Source organism: Aeoliella straminimaris (assembly GCF_024054565.1).
Classification (GTDB): Bacteria; Planctomycetota; Planctomycetia; order Pirellulales; family Lacipirellulaceae; genus Aeoliella; species Aeoliella straminimaris.
Genome location: NZ_JAMXLR010000076.1, coordinates 132551 through 154940, shown reverse-complemented (window position 1 = coordinate 154940; position 22390 = coordinate 132551). Strand labels below are relative to the sequence as shown.

14 protein-coding genes, 2 tRNA genes and 1 pseudogene are annotated in these 22390 nt (G+C 57.8%); 11 read left to right on the top strand and 6 right to left on the bottom strand.

The genetic code is table 11. The features are described 5' to 3' along the window. The first annotated feature begins 256 nt into the window (after positions 1-256). Both NG895_RS22275 and NG895_RS22270 read left to right on the top strand, forming a co-directional pair. Positions 257-330, top strand: a tRNA-Ile gene (locus NG895_RS22275). Between the two features lie 84 nt (positions 331-414). After that, positions 415-487 (top strand) — tRNA-Ala (locus NG895_RS22270). Between the two features lie 599 nt (positions 488-1086). Here the strand turns inward: NG895_RS22270 and NG895_RS22265 are convergent. Together NG895_RS22265 and NG895_RS22260 are read right to left on the bottom strand one after the other, a co-directional pair. Continuing rightward, a complete protein-coding gene (locus tag NG895_RS22265) occupies positions 1087-2424 on the bottom strand; it encodes an APC family permease (RefSeq protein WP_252854745.1) in 1338 nt (445 codons plus the stop codon). Positions 2425-2586: 162 nt separating this feature from the next. Beyond that, positions 2587-2892, bottom strand: a complete 306-nt coding sequence (locus NG895_RS22260; protein ID WP_252854744.1) for an ArsR/SmtB family transcription factor — start codon at positions 2890-2892, stop codon at positions 2587-2589. Positions 2893-3170: 278 nt separating this feature from the next. On the opposite strand from NG895_RS22260, the gene NG895_RS22255 reads away from it, so the two are divergent. From NG895_RS22255 to NG895_RS22225, 7 genes and pseudogenes are all read left to right on the top strand, one after another. Continuing rightward, positions 3171-4565 carry an MBL fold metallo-hydrolase gene (locus tag NG895_RS22255; protein WP_252854743.1) on the top strand — a complete coding sequence of 465 codons (1395 nt, stop codon included), beginning with the start codon at positions 3171-3173 and terminating at the stop codon, positions 4563-4565. Positions 4566-4595: 30 nt separating this feature from the next. Further along, positions 4596-5132: pseudogene (locus tag NG895_RS22250) on the top strand (YeeE/YedE thiosulfate transporter family protein); the annotation flags it as partial. Beyond that, on the top strand, positions 5125-5697 hold the full coding sequence (locus NG895_RS22245) for a YeeE/YedE thiosulfate transporter family protein (protein ID WP_252854741.1): 573 nt from the start codon (positions 5125-5127) through the stop codon (positions 5695-5697). The pseudogene NG895_RS22250 and the gene NG895_RS22245, both read left to right, overlap by 8 nt. A 52-nt stretch (positions 5698-5749) precedes the next feature. Then, on the top strand, positions 5750-6346 hold the full coding sequence (locus NG895_RS22240) for a YeeE/YedE thiosulfate transporter family protein (protein WP_252854740.1): 597 nt from the start codon (positions 5750-5752) through the stop codon (positions 6344-6346). A 19-nt stretch (positions 6347-6365) separates the two neighbouring features. Beyond that, on the top strand, positions 6366-7028 hold the full coding sequence (locus NG895_RS22235; protein ID WP_252854739.1) for a YeeE/YedE thiosulfate transporter family protein: 663 nt from the start codon (positions 6366-6368) through the stop codon (positions 7026-7028). 14 nt (positions 7029-7042) lie between these two features. After that, positions 7043-7543: a cysteine dioxygenase gene (locus tag NG895_RS22230; RefSeq protein WP_252854738.1), complete on the top strand. Its 501-nt coding sequence runs from the start codon at positions 7043-7045 to the stop codon at positions 7541-7543. Positions 7544-8055: 512 nt separating this feature from the next. Then, complete coding sequence (locus NG895_RS22225) at positions 8056-9147, top strand: MamS/MamX family magnetosome protein (protein WP_252854737.1); 1092 nt, start codon at positions 8056-8058, stop codon at positions 9145-9147. Positions 9148-10006: 859 nt separating this feature from the next. Here NG895_RS22225 and NG895_RS22220 read toward each other — a convergent pair. The 4 genes from NG895_RS22220 to NG895_RS22205 form a co-directional block, all read right to left on the bottom strand. Further along, complete coding sequence (locus NG895_RS22220; RefSeq protein ID WP_252854736.1) at positions 10007-14134, bottom strand: sulfatase-like hydrolase/transferase; 4128 nt, start codon at positions 14132-14134, stop codon at positions 10007-10009. A gap of 96 nt (positions 14135-14230) precedes the next feature. Continuing rightward, entirely contained in the window at positions 14231-15055 is an 825-nt protein-coding gene (locus tag NG895_RS22215) for a PEP-CTERM sorting domain-containing protein (RefSeq protein ID WP_252854735.1), read from the bottom strand. Between the two features lie 78 nt (positions 15056-15133). Continuing rightward, positions 15134-18331, bottom strand: coding sequence for a beta strand repeat-containing protein (locus NG895_RS22210; protein WP_252854734.1), 3198 nt, complete (start codon positions 18329-18331; stop codon positions 15134-15136). Positions 18332-18448: 117 nt separating this feature from the next. Next, complete coding sequence (locus tag NG895_RS22205) at positions 18449-19534, bottom strand: DUF1559 family PulG-like putative transporter (protein ID WP_261361708.1); 1086 nt, start codon at positions 19532-19534, stop codon at positions 18449-18451. Between the two features lie 415 nt (positions 19535-19949). Between NG895_RS22205 and NG895_RS22195 the strand changes: the two genes are divergently transcribed. Both NG895_RS22195 and NG895_RS22190 read left to right on the top strand, forming a co-directional pair. Next, entirely contained in the window at positions 19950-20513 is a 564-nt protein-coding gene (locus NG895_RS22195; protein ID WP_252854733.1) for a sigma-70 family RNA polymerase sigma factor, read from the top strand. Between the two features lie 51 nt (positions 20514-20564). Further along, positions 20565-22295, top strand: a complete 1731-nt coding sequence (locus NG895_RS22190) for a LamG-like jellyroll fold domain-containing protein (protein WP_252854732.1) — start codon at positions 20565-20567, stop codon at positions 22293-22295. The last annotated feature ends 95 nt before the right edge of the window (positions 22296-22390 follow it).

Here is a 22390-nt window from a genome sequence, read left to right as displayed (position 1 = left end):
GGCATCCTTGGAAACTGCGGGGGCAGAATTGGCCCAAATGGTTGTGAAACCTAACGATGGCACGGAAGAATATCGAACCTTCCGCCCTGCGGCTAGGTCAGTGTTAGTAGGGCGAGGAAGATCTCGCCCGACCGTCAAAATCGGCGGGGAAACGAGTTTTGTCCCTCAATCCGCCCCACAGGCCATGGGGAGCCCTTTGACAGCAGCGGCCGGCAACTTAAAATACTGGACTTGCCACCTGCGGGTGGCGAATTGCGGGTGCGTAGCTCAGTTGGTTAGAGCGCAGCCCTGATAAGGCTGAGGTCCCAAGTTCGAGTCTTGGCGCACCCACTCAAGTGAGAGACTAGAGGTTGGAGGCCAGAGGTTGGAAAATTCGTTTCTAGCCCCTGGCCTCTTGCCTCGAATCTCTCTCCTGGGGCCGTAGCTCAGTTGGGAGAGCGCTAGCTTTGCAAGCTAGATGTCGCCGGTTCGAGCCCGGCCGGCTCCACTTGTTCTAAATGCAGGCCGAATCAGGACTAAAGATTCCTACTGGCGGTCGGCAGTGCGGTGTTTTCCCAAAGCGCAAAACGGTACATACCTCGTTTTGGCAACCCTGGGAAGTTCCGCACATGCCACGACTCGTCAATTCCGTCCGCAAGCACCGAGCCAGCGGCCAAGCGATCGTATGGTTTGCATCTTCCGCAGGGCGGCCAGCGAAGGCAAAGATCCCCCCATCGGTGCTCTGGGCCCTCGCTATGGTGCTAATGCCAAGACGTGGTCGTTCGGTGGCTCCCGAAACTTCTCCCGTCCGGCCCGTCGCCCCACAAGTCGTAGCTGCCGCACTACCTCACCTCTGCTCGGCAGTGAGGGCCATGGTCCCACTTTGGCTGGTGTGATGCCGCTTCAAGATGCCAGTGTCGTTCAGAACGCTCTGACTTCACCAAACTGGACACGGATCAGACGTCCAACTGCACTCGTGAGGTTGTAAGTACTTCACAAGATCGAGCGGCCCTGCGAAATACAGTCTGCACCAACAAGTTCGGATCCAGACGACCTTGATATAGCGCGAAGCGGTAGGGATTCAACTGGCCCCGGTGGTGACTGGCCTCAGGCAATGTTTTCTGCCCCCTCCCTATTATGTTCATCACGCCACTCCAAGAACCATCTTTCGCCAATAAAGATGAAGGCCATAGCGGCAATAGAGACCCAGATCACAAGGGGATCGCTTGTGGCCTTCATCCACAAAAACGCGGCAAGAATTGCAGCATCCAACGCGATGGCAATGATGGGGACCCAACTTCTTGCCTGGACCTCTTCACGGACGTATCTCAGCACTCCCCAGTGCACGGCGATATCCATGATGATGTAGAAGATTGCGCCCAGCGACGCGATCCGCGATAGGTCGAATAGAATGGTCAGGGTAATTGCAAAAACGACGGTATAGACCAGCGTGTGCTTTTGAATGCTGCCCGGCATGCCGAAGTGTCGGTGAGGCACGAGTTTCATCTCGGTCAACATTGCCAGCATCCGTGAAACAGCAAATGTACTGGCGATCAGTCCGGAGATCGTTGCGACGATGGCCAAACCAACAGTGAAATAGGTTCCCCACTGGCCAAATGCCGGTCGGGCGGCTTCTGCCAGTGCGTAGTCTCGGCGTTTAATGATCTCCGCGACGGATAGATTGCCAGCCACAGCAAAACCAACGAGCAGATAAACGACCAGACAAATTGAGAGCGAAATGATGATTGAACGACCTACGTTCTTCTTCGGGTCGATGATCTCCGAGCCGCTGTTGGTAATCGTGGTAAATCCTTTGTAGGCCAGTAGCGCCAAAGCTGTGGCCGAGAGAAAATTCCCTGCTGATGACCGTTGCGTCACGCCAACACTCTCGAAGGTGAATCCCGATACCCACAGACCCGCAGCCGCGAACAACACGATGCCCACGATCTTGATGACGGCCGTTACCGTCGAGAACGTACCGATAAATTTATTGCCGAGAATGTTCACAATGAATGCTGTGACAAGCAGGCCGACCCCCAGCGCGGGCACGAGAAGAGCATTGTTTTTGGCATCGAACAATTGCAGCGTGTATGTTCCAAATGTTCGTGCGACCAGACTCTCGTTGATGACCATTGAGAAATACATCAGCAGTGCCATGCCAGCGGTGATCGTGCCTTTGCCATATGCCTTCATTAAGAACATGGCGATGCCGCCGGCCGAAGGATACTGCTCAGCCATCTTGACGTAGGAGTAAGCGCTGAATCCAGCCACAATCGCTGCAGCGAGAAACGCTAGTGGAAACATGCCTCCACACTGCTCGGCCACTTGGCCAGTGAGCGCGAAGATGCCTGCGCCAATCATCACGCCGGTACCCATCGCGACCGAGCCAGTCAAAGTGAGGCTGTTTTCGTCGTATTGAGAAGAATGAGAGCTTGATTCGGACAAGAAGAACCTCGTTTGTGCTGTTGGTCGATCCATTACCCGCGGCGAAGTTCCGCATATATCAGTCCACCCTGATCAACTCCGAGTTCTTGGCTCGAATTTATGGCAAACTTGCTTGCCACAGCCCAAGTATGAGACGGAGTGAGTCCTCGGCGCCGAGGCCACCTACGAATACCTTGCCTCGATGCAGCGGATGATGTCTTCAAGGTGAGGTTCGGCCACGGAATAGAAAATCTTCCTCCCATCGCGCCGGCTTGCAAGCAACCCCGCCCGCTGCATTAGCCGCAGGTGCTCGGATGCCATGTGCGGTTGAATATCGCAAGCTTCGGCTAGTTCTGACACCATGTAATCGCCCGCTAGAAGCATTTGAATTATCCGCAAACGGTACGGATGAGCCACCGTCTTGAGACACTCCGCTGCATCCTCCAGGGTCTCGAGCGGTGTCAGCTTGCGGGGGACTTGTTTGGCCATACACGCACTCCGGAAGACCACTATCCATAATTATGTTCCAGGCCTCGGACACCAATACGGGAACTTAGGCTGGCGATGATCAAACATCTCGCTGGCTCAAGAGTGCAGATCGCATGCCGGACAGGAGACAATGGAACTCGGACATCTCGGTCATGAAAGGTCGACAGGTAGAGACGGTACGACACTTGCGACGGTTACATCTCTGGGGCGATCACGGTGCGAGCAGGCCTTATCGTCCTCGTTTTTACGACCTTAGAAACAGGAGGTGTCCTATGACAATGGTATTTGAAAAAGTCCAGACGGCCGGTATCTCCCAGCTGTCTTACTTGGTCGGAGACGACGCCAGCCAAACTGCCACGGTGGTCGATCCGCGCCCAGATGTCGAAGTCTATCTAGAACTATGTCGAAAACATGGCGTGACAATCACGCACATTTTCGAGACCCATATTCATGCTGACTTCATGAGTGGCGCCCGGGAACTACAACAGCGGGTGGGGTCTGCTAGGATCTTTGCCAGCGGCGAAGGGGGAGCAAAGTATGATTTCCCCGTGGAAAAGATCCACAATGGCGATCGGTTCGAATTCGGCTCGGTGATGCTTACGGCACGTCACACTCCGGGGCATACTCCGGAGCACGTCTCGTATGAACTGGCGGAGAAGGACCGTTCAGATGATCCGTGGGGTGTGCTGACTGGTGATTCCCTGTTTGTCGGCTCGGCAGGCCGGCCTGATCTGCTCGGCGAGGAAGAAACCGAAGAGCTGACCCAACAACTGTTCCATACACTCAGAGACTATTACCTGAAACTCGACGACGGCGTGATCATCCACCCGTGCCACGGGGCGGGCTCAGCTTGCGGGGCGGACATCGGCGAGCGGCCGGCCAGCACCATCGGTTACGAACGGCGAACGAATGATTTTCTCCAGTATGAAGACTTCGAGGACTTTAAAACATTCGTCCAATCAGGGGCTCCTCCGGTCCCACAGCATTACCCGATTCTCAAAAAGATGAATGTCAAGGGTCCAGCCATCATCGGTGGCGCACCCACGGTCCCCGGCTTGCCGCCGAAGGAGTTCAAGAAGGTGGTAGATGAGGGGGCAGCGCAGCTTGTGGATACTCGCCAGATGCTGGCCTTTGGCGGCGGGCACATTCCCGGAGCCATCAACATCGGCGACCGTCCCGAACTGTCCGTGTGGGCCGGAGACATGCTTTCGTACGAGAAACCCACCTTACTTGTCGTCGAGGACGAGACGCAGCTCGACTGGATCATCTGGCATTTCGCCTACGTTGGTCTCACCAACTTCGCAGGCTATCTGGCGGGCGGCATGAAGGCCTGGGACAACCAGGGGCTGCCTCTCGAGACTTTGCCGCAAATCTCGGTTCATCGCCTTGCCGACCATCAGGATGAATTCCAACTTCTCGATGTCCGATCTTCCAGTGAGTTCGAGAGCGGGCGGATCGACAATGCGAAGCACAAGTTCGTCGCCGAGATGCGCGATGGCGTCGAGGGAGACCTCGGTCTCAATCCTGACGAGCCCGTAGCCGTATATTGCGGCAGCGGCTATCGGGCCAATATTGCTGCCAGTCTGATGAAGCGGGGCGGCTTTAAGAAGGTCTGCAACATTCCGGGCAGCATGCAGGCTTGGAAGAACGCGGGCTTCAATCTAGAGAACTGATTGAACTGACCAAGTTCAGAGGCAAGGAGAACGGTCATGAACAACCCTTTGGCTCGAAAATCGTGGTCACCCTATCTGGTCGGCGCAGGAATCGGCGTGCTGAGTTGGTTCGCCTTCTGGAGTGCCGACCACCCCTTGGGAATCACCACGGCGTTTGAACATACCGCCGCCTTGGCGATGGAGTCCGCGCTGCCCACGCTGGCAGAGTCGAACAGCTATTATCAAGATGAGTCGCCCAAGATCGGCTGGGAGTGGATGTTGGTCGTCGGCATATTTGTCGGTAGCATGATCAGTTCGTTCGCATCCGGAGACCGAGAGCCGATCACCGTGCCACCGCTGTGGAAGAGTCGATTTGGCTCGAGCGTTCCGCTACGACTGGCGGGCGCCCTGCTGAGCGCGGGCTTGATGATGTTCGGCGCGCGCTTGGCACAGGGCTGCACCAGCGGCCACGGCATCAGTGGAAATCTGCAACTGGCGGCTTCAAGCTGGTTGTTCTCGCTGATCTTCTTTTCCACGGCCATTCTCACCGCACATCTGGTGTTTGGAAGGAGGACAAGCAATGTTTGATCCACTGTGGAAGCTCGCCCTCGGACTGCTCACGGGCATTGTCTTTGGGATCCTGCTCCAGAAGGGGCGGGTGGCCAAGTTTCATGTAATTGTCGGCCAATTTCTGTTTCGGGATTGGACCGTAGTCAAAGTAATGGGTACGGCCGTTGTGGTGGGGGCGGTCGGCATCTACGCATTGTTGCCAACCGAGGCCGTTTCGCTGCACATCAAGCCACTCGTCTGGCTGGGCGTCGTTGCCGGTGGAGTCTGCTTTGGCATTGGTATGGCAATATTTGGCTATTGCCCTGGCACGAGTGTGGCCGCAAGCGGCGAAGGTCGCCGTGATGCGATGGTGGGCGTACTGGGGATGCTTTTGGGGGCGGGTCTCTATGTGGTCTTCTATCCGCAACTCTCCGGCATACTGAAAACCTGGGGAGATGCCGGCAAGATTACGCTTCCGGAGTGGACCAGTACCTCTCCCTGGCTGTGGGTTGGTGGGCTCTGCCTGATGGCGGTAAGTGCATTCGCATTTTCGACTCGCGGTTCCAGTGGAGCCTCCCAGCGTCTACAGAAGGATGCGCGATAATCTCACAGCGCGGTCGGATTAATTTAAGGGCGCAGAACAAGGAGCATGATCCGTGAAGATTCAAGCATGCCTCGTGGCAAGCATTCTGCTCTGGCCCGTGGCCCCCGCACAAGCAGCGAGCAAGCTTCCCTCACCGTATCCCTACCCGGAGCCTGCCTGGACGCCATATCTGGTGGGCGCCTTGATCGGCCTCCTTGTGCTCTCGACGCTGGCATTGGCCGGTAAAAAAATCGGGGCCTCCAGCGCCTATTCGGATGCTGCTGGAATGCTGGGGCGCTTGATTGCGCCTAAGCACATCGCCTCGCTGCCTTACTATCGGAATAGCAAACCTATGATCGGCTGGACGTTCACCATCGTCCTGGGCGTTATCCTCGGATCGTTCTTGGCTGCTTGGACCGGTGGCGAACTGACGGGAACTTTCCTTCAGGACCTGTGGGTCGCTCGTTTTGGTACGGATAGCGCCGGACTGCGAACGTTCGTAGCAATTGTCGGTGGGGCCTTGATGGCTTTTGGAGCTCGAATGGCCGGCGGCTGCACGAGCGGGCATGGGATCAGCGGGACGCTGCAGCTGGCAGTCAGTTCCTGGATCGCCGTAATCTGCTTCTTCATCGGCGGGATTGCCGCAGCCATATTGATGTACCGCGTTTGACCCCTGAGAGGCTACTACCATGAACACCACGTCTACTGATACTGAGCCAACCCCGGATGATAAAGTCGAAACGGGATCGCAGCACTCTTCCCCGGCGCACTCGAAGGATCTAGTGCAAGACGATCCACGACGCTGGCCCTGGTTGGAAGTTTCTGTCGGCAAACTTGCCACGGGACTGTTCTTCGGAATAGTGTTCGGGTTCCTGTTACAAAAGGGAGGCGTCGCCAAGTTGGACATCCTGGTTGGCGTGCTGCTGCTAGAAAATTTTGTCGTCGTCAAGGTCATGCTATCAGCGATCATCGTGGGAATGGTGGGAAGCTACCTACTACGGCGCAAGGGGATCGTCCAACTTCAGATCAACGAGACCAACTACGGTGCTAACATCTTTGGCGGATTGATCTTTGGTGTCGGCTTCGGTCTGTTGGCGTACTGCCCCGGAACTAACGCCGCAGCCATCGGGCAGGGCAATCTCGATGCTTTGGTCGGTGTTGTCGGGCTTATTCTCGGCTCGTATTTCTACGCACTTAGCTCGAAATTCATCGGCGGCGTTTTCAGCCGCTGGGGCAAACGCGGCAAATTGACGCTCCCGGAGTTGATTGGCGTTTCGCAGGGCATGTTCATTGCTTTTGCAGCACCTGTCCTGGCTGCCGTGCTAGTTTTTCTTGAACTCGCCGGCTACTGAGGAGGTCCGTCCGCATGCAGTCCGCCGTCCGCCACCATACCGTCACCACAATCGACGAACTCTGCTCGGCCCTGGAGACGTTCCAGCGTCCTTTGACGGCGCCGGAACTTCTGGAGTTCACATTTCGGCTGCAACTGTCACCCGATCATTGGCAAGAGCACCTTCGCTTCAATCCCTACCGGTTCTGCTTTCAGACCATTTACGAGTCGCCACATTTCGAGATCAATCTCATCGGCTGGCGAAGCGGTCAGTACAGTTTCGTGCACGATCATCGCGGCACGGCTTGTTGTGTTCTCATCCTGGATGGCACGCTCACCAACCGAGACTACTGCACCGTTGCCGGCAGTACAGTCAGCGAGACGGCGCGATTTGAACTTGGCCCTGGTGAAATCCTCTCTCGTAGCGGATGGGAGATTCATCGCTGCGGCAATGAACAGCCGTGCGGAGTAGATTTAGTAACGCTTCATCTGTACTCGCCGCCCCTGCGACCGCTTTCGGAAAGGCAATTTCGATGAAGTAGTTGTTTCGTGTCCGGTGCGACAGTGGAAAAACGAAGCAAATCAGCCTCTCTTCACACGTCTTGCCGAGTTCAGCACCAATAGCGCGCAAGTCAGGTTTGGTACTTCGGACAGCCCGTGGACTGCAAGGAGAGCATTGATTTGCTCGATAGCTTCGTTGCCCTGGTTCTTCTTCGACCGAATTGCATGGAATGGTATCACCCTGACTGCCGCAACTCCTTGGCGCTCAACGCGCGTGCAGCAGGGTGGGCACATTGCGATCAGCTATCTCGAGCCTTGTGACCAACTGGCCGCGCTTGTGCGGTAAGCGGCGACTTCTCTTTTCGGCATAACACTTGCGAACCTATCGACTGTGCTTGGTGGGCAACTGCGAAATCGGCACGTGGCCTATGATTCGCGGTCGCCTGAACGTACATGTGCGTTATCGCGGCTTGCTCATCTCGAAACGTCTGTCAAACCGAACCAGGCGTTGTACCCGATTTATGTAACGACAAAAGGAGGAATTGCAAATGACTTTCGTAATCAAAATGACAGCAACGTGGATCGCGGGGCTGACGCTACTGGTGGGAGGTGTGATCGGTATTGTTGCACCATCCACGTCGCTCGCCCAAGAGTACTACGATGATATCGAATGGGAATCGGATGAGGGTTACCACGAAGAAGAGTGGTACGACCCGAGTGATTGGTTCGACATGGATAAAGGCATCGAGTACGAGTACGACTGGGGTGACGGGTATGGATACTATGGTGACACCTATGACGACTACGACGCCACAGACGACTGGTATTACGACTACTATGATGATAGCCATGTCTACGACGACGCCGGCTACGACGACGGCGTCTACGCTTATACGTCGAACTACTATGACTACGACGGAGATGGCGTATACGATGCCTACTCCAGCTACTATGACTGGGATAACGACGGAGTGTACGAAGACTATAACTACTACAGCTTCGCAAATCTCGAAGAAGCCGATTCGAAAACGAAGTCTGCTGACAAGAAGGCCCAACAGCAGGCCGATCAACCGCAGGGAGAAAAGTCTTCGAAGGAGTATCAAGTAACTGGCGAGGTGCAAAAGACGAAGAAGGTGCAGGTTCGCCAGGGCAAGAATCTGATCGCGCACGTAAAGGCCGATCAGGGAACGTTTAACGTGGACCTTGGTCCGGCAGACAAGGCTAGTGGCTGGAGCATCTCGGAAGGTACGCAACTTGCCGCACGCGGACCCGTTACTCAGGTGGGCGACAAGCAAGTGATGCTCGCCAAGAAGGTGAAGATCGGTCAGAATGAGGCGTCCGTCGACCGCGACAAGGCGAAAGTTACCGGTACGATCAAGAGCCTGAAGAAGGCGTCCGTGCGGGGTACGCAGCACCAACTTGCCGTTCTGAACGTGAAAGACAAGCAAAAGAAGGTATTGGTGGACATGGGCCCTGCCGACAAGCTGTCGCAAAACTTCAGCAAAGGTCAGGAGATCACCGCCCACGGTATGCCAGTCCGTGCCAACAAGCGGCCCACGGTGATGGCAAGCAAGGTGACGCACCAGGGCGAGACCATCAAAATCGATCGTCGCCAGAGCCAGCAGTCGGCCGGTAGCTGAATCCCGTACGAAGGGCGAAAACCGCTGTTGCATTGACGTTTAATTGGAAAAGCTTCTCCGCCCGCGAACGCAAGTTCGCGGGCGGTTTTTCGTGCGGCCTTGCTCCGGAATCCTGTTCGACACTTGTGTCCACCGAAACGCGCCTGGTCGGTGACGTGACTTGATGTCCATGCCGACGGCGTGCCCCAAACAAGAGATAGATTCAGCGGGCCATTACTCTTCCTAATGAATGAGATTTCGAGCCGCTGCCGGCACATGCGGAGTCGTCGACGACAGGCTGACCAAGGGCGAATCGGCTGCGGTATATGACGTTACCGTTGCCAATTTTGATCGCGAGATTCGACCCCTCGTCTGACCACAGCACGTCCGAAAGGAAGTGCGGGCCCTAGGCTTCTATGCCAGAGGTGTCCTCGACGGCTGGTACGGAGCAATGCTGACTTAAGCCCTGCCCCCGGCAAGCTCGGGTCAATCCTTGGAGAAACCGCTCTTCGAGTTTCACTACACGAGGTCTGATGTTTGCTGACTACGGCGCGGGAAGGACCAGTTGAATTCTAGTCGACAGTTCTGAGTGTGATTGGTGTGATTGTAGCTACAACCGAACACCTCGACGCACGATGCATTCCAAGGCAAACTCATGCTAATATCTACACCAGCATCTGCCCTACCGTATAGGGCTCGCGAGCATGCAGCCTTTTTGCTGGGCGGAATGCGCCTCGCATGACTGGACCTGCCGGACGCCGAAGATTGCCACCTCTGCTAACGATTGTCTGCTAAGCCGCCCGCCACGATCGCGCAACGCCGCGCGCAGAAGCAGTCCGTCTGACAAATTGCAGCCAGGGCATCGGCCGAGTTGGGATGGCTATTTCGTCGCCCCGCGAGCCCGGCGGGCGAACTCGCATAGGACGACTGCAACCGATACCAGGCACACGGACGAAGGTTCTGCCACGTGTTCGCCTACTACGCTGTCGGACGGCGAAGCTACCTGACCGTAGCTGTTTTTCCACACGGCGTAGTCGTCGGCGCCGATGGGGCTGTCCTGCAGGCTGGGGCTACGGTTGGGGAGCGAACCAGCCGGACCGCCCAGGTGGTTACGCCACACAACGTAGTCTGCCAAGTCGACTACTCCATTGTCGTTGTAGTCGCCCATCAGGCCAGCGGTCAGGTTCAGTACGACGTCGTTGCCATCGCCGCCCAAGTACGAGATGGTAACGGAGCCAATAAAGCCCGTCCCCAAAATCTCTTCTCCCTCTTCATACAGGTTGCCTGTGGTGCCCTGCTCGAAGAATCCGAGGATCGACTCCGCCGTTTGATTGTCGACCAGAGTCAACTGCTGTGCGCCGTTGAGCTGGGCGAGATTCAGTTCGAGTGCGGTGCCGTCGCCCATAAGGTTGCCGGAGCCGTTCATACCCGTGTTGCTGGCAACCTCGCTGGCGTTCTGTAGTTGTACGTCGTTGGCGCTGTTGGTCCCCGTGATGGTGATCTGCGTCACGCCGGCGGCATCGGCGGTCCAATGCATGGTTTCACTCCCGCCCTGCGCGAGGTTCTCCAAACGGGCGGCCTCAAAGTGAGCAGACGAACCTACCAGTTCGATCCGCCCCATGGTGCTCGCTCCGCCATTGGCCAGTACCAGGGTGTCGTTATGAACTACGTTGGCAGTCGCCAACACTCGCAGTGTACCGTTGCCACCGTTGCGACCAACCGAGACCGTGGCCGCACCATCGTTGCCAGTAGTGAACGACCCGGCGCTGATTTCCAGCGAACCGATGCTGCCCCCCCCATTGCCGATGGAAACGTCCGCATCGCTGGCAAAGAGGCCGCCGTCTTGCACCACGGTGCCCTGGCTGCCGGCACTTTGTCCGATGAAGAAGGGAGCCTGATTACCCACCAACTGCACGCTACCATCCGAATGGACTCGAAGCGTACCATTCCCACCATCGTGGCCGACGTACAAATCGTCCGTCGTGGCCAGCGAGGCACTTTCGGATCCGCCGACCCCATCGCCCACGTCCATGGTGCCCTCTGCTCCATTGTATCCGATGCGCAGATGGCGAAGCTGCGAGCCAGCGGGGCCGCCGCCGGGCAGAAACTGGCCTTCATTCAATCGATAGGTTCCGTTGCTCCCTAGGCCGCTGCCGATGGCAACAAACTTCAGGGGCCCTGAGACATCGCCCGCAGTGATCGTGCCACCGTTTTGCTCTAACAGGCCGGTTCCGCCCTGCCCGATGCGGAGTTTTCCTTCCACCTTCAGCGTGCCGGTGCTATTCCAGGTGACGGTGCCTTCGAATCCGTCTTCGCCAATAGTCAAGTCGCCCGTGGCCGGGTCTGCCGATGGAGCCGAACCACTACCAATGGTCAAGTTCAGGTTATCCTCGACCAGCAAGGTGCCAGCCCCCGCAGAACCCGATACGATCAATCCACTACTGGCAGTGCCCACATGCAATGAGTTAATGCGGGTGCCGAACGACTGGTTGGTCGTTGCATCGAGCCTCGCTATACCACCGTTGCCCAGGTACAGGTTGGAATCGCCTGCTGCAAACGGATTGACGTTGCTCGCCGCCGCTGCGCCCGAGCCGTCCCCCTCGTTCCACTCTGCGTCGAAGTTGTCACTGGCCCCGACCCACGCCAGACCGTTGACCGCGAAGATGTCGAGATTGGTCTGATAGGCAAACGGCAGACCATATTCGGAGCTGAGGTAGCTCGCCACCAGATTCATCTGACCGAGGTCAAGCTGCTCGTTAAACACCACGAGTTCGGCCAGTTGGCCCGTGTATTGGTCGCTGCCGAACAGCCCGCCATTCGCGGCGCGCCCCGTGCCCAGGATCAATTCGAGATCCGAGCCTGAAAAGCCCACAGAGCCCGAAGGGTTGGTGCTGCTACCGCTGAAGATGTTGTCGGGCATAGTACCGTCGACGTACATCGTGGCGTCGGCATAGGTTTTCCCCGGATCGACCTGCCAGGCAACGATATGAAATTTGCTGGCGTCCAGCGCGGTGTCGTAAAGTGATGCACCATTGTTAAAACGGAAGCCGCCGCCACCGTTATTTTCGGAGGTGGAGGACGTCGATACATCCAGGCCCACTACCTCGCCGGCCGTGCCACCGCTATCGCCCAACTGGGCCAGGCGCTCTGCCACTTCGCCGGAACCGTCCCCTTTGGCAACGGCGAATACGGTGATGCCGGCCCCTGGAGAGGGGAGTGAGTTGGTGGCACTGGATACCAACGAGTCGTCACCGTCAAACTCCACCACTGCCTTTCCGTTAAGCACGTTCGTCCTTAAAGTTGGCTGAGCCGATGCAGTGCGCTGCGATACCGTTGCATTGAAGGAGTCGCCGGCCGCTGCATCGCTCCAAGTGTCGATCGAAGCGCCATCGCCTTGAGACGCCAGGTCCTCGGCCTTCAATTGGGTAATCGCGGTTACGGCATCGGGAAGCGTTCGCGACGGAGTGGAGTAACGAATGCCGAGTGCCTGACTGGCCAGTTGGGAGGCAACCGTCGTCTGCTGCGTGGCCAGATTGTTCGTCTCACCGGGGTCGTTGGCAATGTCGTACAGCTCGGGGGCAGTCCCGCGGGCGTTGATCAGCAACTTCCAATCGCCCGAGCGAATGGCCAGCACTTCCTGACCATTGGATCCGGCGCCGTTGCTATCGGGATTGGTGTGGCGGCCCTCTGTTCCGCGATTCATGTTCCAAAACATGGGCGTCGTGCGAGTCTGCGACGCGGTGCCCATCAGCGCGGTGCTCATGTCTTCGCCGTCGAACGCAACACCGGCGGGCGGGCTGATTCCCGCGATAGCAGTGAGCGAAGGAAACAGGTCGGTCTGCCACATCACGGTTTCGTCATCCACTCGATTGGCGGCAACGTTTCCCGTCCAGCGGGCGATCAGGGGCTCGCGAAACCCACCTTCGAACAGATCGCCCTTACTGCCACGGAGCGAAGGCCCCGCTGAACCAATGTTGTTCACATTGGTAGCGGTAGCACCGTTGTCAGCAGTCACCAGAATCAGCGTGTCTTCGCCCAGGCCCTGTTGATCGATGTAGTCCACCAGTCGACCAATCTGGGCGTCCGTCGCCTCTAACACCGCCAGATAGTTGCGAGATTCCGCTGGAAGGTTGGGGTAGAGTGCATCGTACTTCGAGCGGAGGGCGGGCGGAGGGTCGTGAGGGGTATGGACCTCGTCTAGCCAGATATTCATGAACACCGGCTGATCGGGATTGGCCTGCTTGGAATCTCCGATGAATTCCATCGCCCGATCGACCATGAAGTTCGCGTTGAACTCGCGTTCGAGGTAGACGAACTGGTCCCTGCCCCCATCGGTTCCCAATGCATGACTGAGAGAATTGAGTCCATTGTAGAAGTCGCTGGGCCGCGTGGTAACTCCGGCGGCGTCGCCGCCGTAGTCGACAACATTTATGATACGGTTGCCCAAGCCTTCAAATTGCGTCCACACCCGATCGTAGCCGTACTGGTCCACCCGAGGCACGGAAACATTGGTCGATGGCGAAGGATTATCGATGTATCCGACATCGCGGCCACCACCAAGGTGCCACTTGCCGAAATGCCCCGTAGCATACCCCGCGTCCTGGAAGGCTCTGGCCATCGACGGGGCCTCCAGCGACAGGTTGTTCGCGTTGTCGCGATTCAGGTTACTGTTAGAATTATCGAGGAACGAGTTAATGCCTGACCGCGCGGCGTATTGGCCGGTGAACAAGGCCGCCCGCGATGGCGAGCAAATGGGCGCCCCTGCATAGAATTGCGTGAAGCGCGTCCCCTCGAGTGCCAGCCGGTCGATATTCGGTGTCGATGAGTACTGGCTGCCGTAGGAGGAAGAATCGCCGGCCCCCATGTCGTCGATGTTGACAACGATGACGTTAGGCGACTGGGCGTGGCCCGTGCCGTAAAACCCCACGACCGTCAGGATCAAGCCAAGCAGCTTAATGGTTAGTGATACTTGTCTCGAAGCGCACGCTGGTTCTTGGGTGTCGGCCATGGTTGTAGGATGCTTTCTCTTCTCGTTGTCCGTCAAAGTAAGCCGCCCTGATCCACACAGGACACAGGGCGGCTCAAGTCTCTATCGATTGCTGCCCTAGACCGAGGCTCGCTTGCGTACAAATAGCAAGCCACCCACGGCTAAAATCGACAAGACGACACTGCTGGGTTCGGGAACTGCAAATGCCACCCGCAGACCTGCACCGAAGGGCTGCAGATCGAAGGTGCGGTTGCCTGGCGAGGCAATGTAGTCGGCGAGGGTTTGGTGACCTTCGATGGTTCCATTGCCGCCGATCTGGAAATAGTTGGCTCCCGGAATGTCATTGGGCGCGCCGGCCGTTCCAGGAGCATCTTCGTCAGGGTAGTAAAAGTTGAGGAGATTTCCGCCATAGCTGGCAGCCGACGACACGCCGGTATCGGTGAGCAGGTCGGCCAGCGATGCGTACTCGCGGATATCGCCGTCGGAGTCGTCGGCCGCTTCCAGCGTGACATAGAAGCCGCCCGTGTTACCGTCGTAGCTAAGGCCATGAATGGTGCCGGCACCACCACCGCCGGCGGCGCCATTGCCGTTTGTCTTGTCGGCGAATACGTCGGCCGCCAAGGTTGTCGGAGTGGCATTGGCAAGCCACTGCTTCACGTTGCTCCACTGCACCACATCGCCACTGGGGTTTACGCCCAAAACGCTGCCGCCAGGAACATAGGTCATGCCTTGATACTCACCGTATCCGGGGATTGTCGCCACCTGCACTCCGGCACCAGAGGCAAAATTACCGCCGGTAATTGGGTTGGTACCAGCATCAATGCCAGTGTATCGCTTGACAAAACCAACGTCGTTCACGGCGTAGATGGTGGTCGCGCCACTCTCCATGGCGACCACCGAAGTCGCCGCCAGGATGACAAGACTCGTTTGAACCCACTTCATTAGACATTCCTCCCAAAGTTGCAAAACAAGAACAAGAAAAGATACTACCGTCGGTTGTTTCATGACTCCGATGAATGCTCAGCGGCGGACGCGGCGTCGACGAACAACGAAGCCGCCCATGCAAATGGCAGCCCCAAACAATAACAGGCTCTGGGGCTCCGGCACGCTGGCCGTAATCCCCGACACACTGCCGGCCGACTGTCCAAAGTTCTCCTTCCACAGCTGGTAGTCGCTGGCCGTCACGCCGCCGCCGTCGCCGTTGCCGGAGATGCCTGTTTCGTCGGCGGCTCCCAGGTTGTTGCGCCACACGGTGTAGTCGGCAATGTCGACGATATTGTCGCCGTTGAAGTCACCGGGCAGGCCGCCCGAAGCAACCAGTGACAACACCACGTCGTTACCGGTACCGCCTACGTAGGAGATAGTGACCAAGCCACTATAGCCCGTGCCGAGAATCGACTCGCCCTCTTCATACAGGTCCATGGTCGAACCGTTTTCGAAGAAGCCAATCACGTCCTCGGTGCTTTGATTGTCGAAGAGAGTAAGCATCTGGCTGCCCGCAATGGCCGAGAGATCGAGCTCGAGCGCGGTACCGTCGCCCATCAGATCGCCCATACCATTGGTGCCAGTATTCGCTTCCACTTCCAGCGGGTCCTGCAGTTGGAGCACGTTGCTGCCGGATGCCCCTAGGATAGTGATGGGCGTTACGCCATTGACGTCGGCCACCCAGCGAATTGTTTCATCGTTGCCATTGCCGGGGCCATTCATTCCAGGCGGGTTCGCCAAACGATTGAGCGTCACGCTGGCCTCGCTGCCGGAGATTTCCAGCAGGCCTGTCGTCGCCTGACCAGCGGCTTCCGCGATGATCATGTTGCCCTGGGAAGACAGGCTTGCCGTGCCCGAGATTCGCAGCGTGCCATTTCCGCCGCCACCACCAACACGGATGTCACCCCCTCCGTCGTTGGCAGCCATGATGGTGCCGCCATTGAACTGATATTCGCCGACAGAACCGGAGCCCTGCCCGATGGAGAACACACTTTCCGTTACGAGTACTCCACCATTCTGCACGACAAGGCCGTTATTGTTGTCACCTCCTGACGCGTTGCCGACAAAGAAAGGTGCATCGTTGGTCAGCAACCGGACAGCGCCGTCCGATTCGATGGTGAGCGTGCCGGTACCATTGCTCGAGCCGAGCCACAGGTCGTCTTCTGACTCGACGACGGCCGATTCGGCGGCACCGATGCCATCACCAACATTCAGCGTGCCGGTCGCTCCGTTATGCCCCACTCGGAATTGCCGTCGAGGCGATCCCGCCCCCTGGCCGTCGGGGTACAAGGTACCGCCATCCAGGTTATAGGTGCCCGTACTGCCGGCGCCGTCGCCAATGGCCAGATACTTGCCTCCGCCTCCGGTGGTGCCACCCTGTACGACGCCAGCCGTCTGGTTGAACACACCCGTGCCGCCATCCCGGCCAACGCGGAACTGACCTTGCGCATCCAAAGTTCCGGTGCTATTCCAATTCACGGTCCCCGTGAATCCTTGCTCACCCACCGTAAAGAACCCTTCGGCGCCAGCCGCACCGGAATCGTCGACGGTGAGATCCTGTGCCCCATTGACGGTGAGCGTCCCGTTACCGTTTCGTCCAGCGACGACCGCCCCCGCCTTGTTGGTGCCGATGAAGATGTTCTGTACGGTCGTTCCCGAACTGGTATCGGTGGTGTCGTCAAACGTGGCGACTCCGCCGTTGCCCAGATAGAGATTCTGAGGCCCACTGAAGGGGTCGACCCCCATCGTAGCAACTCCAAACATGCCATCGCCCGACGCCCAGCCGGCGTCGAAGTTAGCCGCGGCAGCATTCCACACTAGCCCGATGGTACTACTACTGGGCAGTGTGCTTTGCAGGACGATGTCGTTGCCGGTGCCACCAAACAGGTTGAGATAGAAATCGTTGCCACCAGCGTTTTGGCCAACCACCTGACCTTGGGTCAAATTGCCGAAAGACCCTGTCAAGGAAGCAGACGGATCGAGTTGGTCGAACAGAATGATATCTGCCATCGAGGCGTAATTGTTCAAACCCGCAATGTTCAGCGTGGGGCTGCTGAGTGTGATGGAGTTGCCGGCATCAACATCGCCCGCGGCGTTCGTGCTGCCCGCGACCTCGATAGTAGTTGCTCCCCCTGCATCGAGATTAAAATTGACCTCGGCAGTCTGAAAGGCCTCGAACGCCCTCACGCTGGCGGAGCCATTCGACCCGTTCAGCGTGTAACTGGCCTGGCCCGTGTTAAAGCCCATGCTCATCAACCCGTCGGTGGACACGCTTCCACCACTCTGGACCAGCGATCCGGTGGAGCCGCCTTGGTTACCAACGCGAATTCCAGACGAACTGGCAATGCCGGGTGCGTAGTTGGTCGCCAGTTGGCCATCGCTGGAAACGTTCAGCACGCCAGTGCCGCCACCACTCCCGATGGTCAATGTGCTCCATGTTTCGAAGGTCGCCGAACCCGCTCCCCCCGTCCCGTCGCCCAAGTTGAAAGTTCCCATGGAACCGCCATCGATGCCGATGCCCACGGGCACGACCTTCTCGAGTCCGCCTTCTCCACCGTCGGCGGATCCGATGTTCAGGCTACCTTCGTTGAGGTTGTAGGTGCCGGTGCCGCCGCCAGTTCCCACGCGAGTGAACTCCGAGGGGCCAGCAACCGTCGAGATCTCCACCGCCCCGCCATTCTGGTTGAACGTACCGACACCACCTTGGCCAACACGCAGCTGGTTATTGGCGACCAGCGTCTGGCTAGAATTCCAGTTGAGCGTGCCGGAAATGCCGTTCGCCCCACCAACAATCAGGTTGCCACTCCCTACGCCATCGTTAAACAGAATTAAGCCAACCCCGTCGACCGTGAGCGTACCATCGCCGCGGTAGTCGGCACCTCCGGTGGAACCCGATAGATCGGCTTCGGGCGCAAGAGTACCCACCCTCAACTCGTATAGTGAGTTGTCGGCAAAGGGACCTTGGCCGGCGGAGTTGAGTGTGACGTCGCCACCGTTGCCAATAATCACGAGGTTCTCGCCACCGAGGCCGCCCTCGACACCGACCAGGTCGAACGGGTTGTCCGTGGTCACCACGGTGCCACCATCGTCATACGACCAGGTGGCGCCACCTACGAAAGATCCTGTCCCGTCGTTCCAAATGAGGGCTTCGGCGTGGCCCCACTGGGCCGTTGCCAAGGCAAACAAGAAACCCAAACCGGCAAGTAGTCTCTGCACGCGCAGTTGAAAGATCATGTTGTTTCTACTCCGTCTGATTTGCACCCTAGGGAGGGTGAGCACAAGCTAGTTCGATCGCGATACGAGATCGCTAGAAGAATTTGTAGAGGTGATGAGTTCTAAAGATGCTGTTCGTTATTCGGTGATGACCTCGTTACCAGCTCGACTTCCCAACGCGCGCCAAACCGCCAAATCGATATCGCTGGTGACGAATTCCACCGACGCGTCGCAGCGAGCCGCGTTGACGCCCCCAGAATGGTTGCTTCGCCCGGCCAACGTGTAACCCGCGGCCTCGCCGGCACCGTCGCTACCACGATCGCAATGAAGCCCTAAATCGGGCCTATCGATACAGAAACCGCGGTCTTTGCCGCAACCGGTGCGAGGATCGAGTGTCGTGCTTCCGCCACCCCGGCCGCCACCGCCAGAGTCGCATGGCGAGCTGTTGGGTAGCAGTAGGGTAGAGATTTGATGACTCGCCGTGGCAGGAATCCATAACCGACCGCGTCGATCGATGCCCGCGTTGCCTTCGCTGGGTCCCCCCGTTGGTGCCGCCAGCATCTCGATCAACAGCAGCGTGTTGCTGGTGCCGTCGGTAATTCGACGCAGCTCGATCTCTTTGTCCGGCTGGAAGGGCCCCGGCTCACCGGGTTGGTTGCTCTGGGTCACGAAGTTCCACAGGGGACGGGACTGGTCGTAGTAACCGGTGCCCCAGTTGATGCCGTAATTGCCTTTATAGTCGTGCGCGGTGTCACCAGTACCCGAGTTATTGGCGTCGAATCCCTTAGCGTAGAGCACCTGTACGGGCTGGTCCGACGGGCACAGCATGGTAGGGTCGGGCTGACTAAAGACGTTTCGCAACTGCTTCCGCGGTTGCACCGAAGGGTCATACAAGTCAGCCAGGACTGAAGCTTCGATATAAGGCAGGATGTGAATGTAGAAAGTCAGGCCATCCAAACCACCGCCGGGCTCGCCGGGCAGACTGCCATGAGCACTCTCATAGTTTTGGGTAGCGATAGCCAACTGCCGAATCTTGTTCTGGCATGAAGTGCGGCGAGCCGCTTCTCGAGCGGCCTGCACGGCCGGCAGCAACAAGGCGACCAGAATACCGATGATGGCGATCACCACCAGAAGCTCGACGAGGGTAAAAGCCTTCTGCGGCACAAGACGGACTGGGCACTCCAATTTGCCCTCTTTGCTCCCTTTTCTCCGATTCCGTGTCATCGATGAACTCCTTTGAGATGCCTGATTTTCCGCAAGGCGACGGCTAAATCGCCAAAGGCACGGCCAGGCGCAGGTGTGGTGGATGCGGCAGAATCCCAGCGACAGACGGTCCTATTACGCAAGGCCACTCGGTTCCGGCGAGAAGCGAATACGATAAGATTGGGACAAGTCCGCCTTGGACTCTGAATTGCTGGCGTCACACCCTCTTCGTTGCCGCGACTTGACGAAGGTTGCGCACAAAATGTTTTTTTGGTGAAATTCCTGTTTCCGCACAGTTAGAGCGCAACCGCGGCGGGACCACGGCAACTACATAAGAGGAAAAGAAACTTCCAGCGAACTGGCCACGGCTTCCCGCGATCGCTCGGGTGCAGTGATTTCCTGTTCCGCACCGTGGCTAACCAGTACTTGAATTGAGATGGATCACACAGGCGCGTCGCAGGACAACACGGAAGAGCAACCCGGTCTCAAGCCGGGAGAAGTGGGACTCGCTGCCCTGTGGGAGAATGCCAGAGACGCCATCTTTGCCTATTTATTGGCGGAGATTGGCACCATCCACGACGCAGAAGACCTGCTACAAGAGGTGGCCGTCGCGGTGGCCAAGAATTTTCACAAGCATGATCGAGAACACTCCTTTGTCGCGTGGGCTCTGGGCATTGCTCGAAACAAAGCGTTGATGTACTACCGGCAGCGAAAGCGAGATCGCCTTGCTTTTGGGGAAGACATGATGCGAATCGTGGCATCTCACCTGGAAACCATGCCCAGCCGGTCCGACGACCAGCGCCGCGAGGCACTGCTCGAATGCCTTCGCTCGTTGTCGCAGGACCGACGATCATTGCTTAAGATGCGATACAGTCGTGAAATGAACCTTGTCCAGATTTCAGAGTCGATGGGAGTTTCCGTCCCGGCGTTGAAGGGCCAGCTATTCAGGGTACGGAAAGTTCTGGCTAAGTGTGTCCAGCGGCGGCTGGCCACACGATAAGACGACATTGCCCCACCCAGGCGCGGTCATACGTAACACAAGACGAGTCTGATGAAGATTCCTGAGGACATCTTTGGCTATCTCGAGGACTACGCAGACGGTGTGCTGTCTCAGGACGGTTACGATGCGATCGTCGCTTGGTTCTACGCTTCCGACGAGAACGCCCAACAGTTTGCGGAGTGGTTTGTCTGGCAAGCGCAGCTCCGCGACTCGGAACGGCTGGCCAACATGCAGGAAGTATTTTCCCGCGAAGGGCTGCTCGATTCGGTAGGCCAAGGTCCGCACACCGGTTTGAACCGTCGGCGTTCGTCTCTGCACAAAGCCAACAATCCCCGGTATTGGGCCATCAGCGCCATCGTGGCTTGTCTGCTGCTGATCGCCACGGGTGTTGCCTGGTACGCAAGAACCTCATCGAACCCAGGCGACGTTCAGATTGCCGCCGCCCCCGCTCAGGCCGAAGCGCAAGCACCGCGGGCTGAAGAAGATTCGGTGGTCGCCTACGTAGGACGCCTGACAAACTGTGTCTGGCAGGCAAACGAGCGGAACGAAGGGGACCAACTGGCCGTGGGATCGCAGGTGCAGCTCGATAGTGGCCGCGCCGAACTGGTCTTTGGCCAAGGGGCGCGAGTGTCCCTGCGGGGGCCGTGTCGGTTGCAGATTGAAGATGAAAACACGTTCCGCCTGAACTTTGGCGACGTCTCTGTCGAGGCCTCGTTCGGGTTTAAGGTTATAACGCCCAGTGGTGTGGTCATCGATCTGGGCACCGCGTTCGGAGTGTCCGTGGACGACGCCGGCGACTCCGAAGTTCACGTATTCGAGGGGGAGGTTGCTTTCCAGCCCACTGGACCGGGGGACATGCAGAAGAAGTCCATTGTCCTTTCGAAGGATCAAGCGTGCCGTTACTCGGTGGCTGGAGTAACGTTGGATCAGTTTCAGGCCAATGAGGCGAAATTTGCTTGGCGACGTAGAGACGTTCTCTCGGCCAACGAAGTGCCGGCGCTGCCCATTCGCAATAATCTCGTCTTGTGGCTTGCCGCGGATCGATTTGTGGAGACCGACGACCAGCAACGCGTCGAATGCTGGCGAGACCTTTTGGTCGATACGAACAATTACCCCGAGGACGCCTTGCAACCGGCGGCCGAGTACCGCCCCTACCTGACGCAAAAGGGTATCAACGGACATCCTTCCGTTCGTTTCGGTGGCAATGGCAACTTCCTGTTGACGCCACCACTGTATACCACGGACGAGCAAACCGCGTTTGTCGTGTGCACGCTAAATGCTGCCGAACCGCATTTCCAGCAAGTCTTGAACTACAACGGCCCTCCCCAACGTATTACCGGCCCGCAGGGTGGAACGATCAATCCAGCTGTCTTCCAAATCTTCCTCGACAACAACAACGACGACGGACGATTCAACGTGAAGGGTCACCTGTTTTCCGGGTTTACCGACAATCGCCAGCAGTCGATCGTATCGGAAGCCATCGCATCCGATCGCGTCAATCTGATGCAGCCCGTGGTCATTTGTTTCCGCCACAGCCATAAGGAGGGTCGGATGACGCTCTTCGTTGATGGAGATAAGGCCGCTTCGGAATCCTCCGAACACCACATCGCGATCACGTCGCGTAAGATCATCGGACGCCACCCCATCTTTAACAATCAAGACGGGATATTTCACGGCGACGTCGGCGAGTTGCTGATTTTCAACCGCGCGCTGCCTGACGAGGAGGTTGCGCAGGTCTCCGACTATTTAATGCAGCGATTTGATCTGGGCTCACCTGAATAGCCCCGGAGTCGACTCGAGCAGCGACTCCAGGCTGCCAGCCCTGAAAGCGGCAGCCCTGCGATTCTGGGCAATTTGCGGCAACACGACTCCCAAGT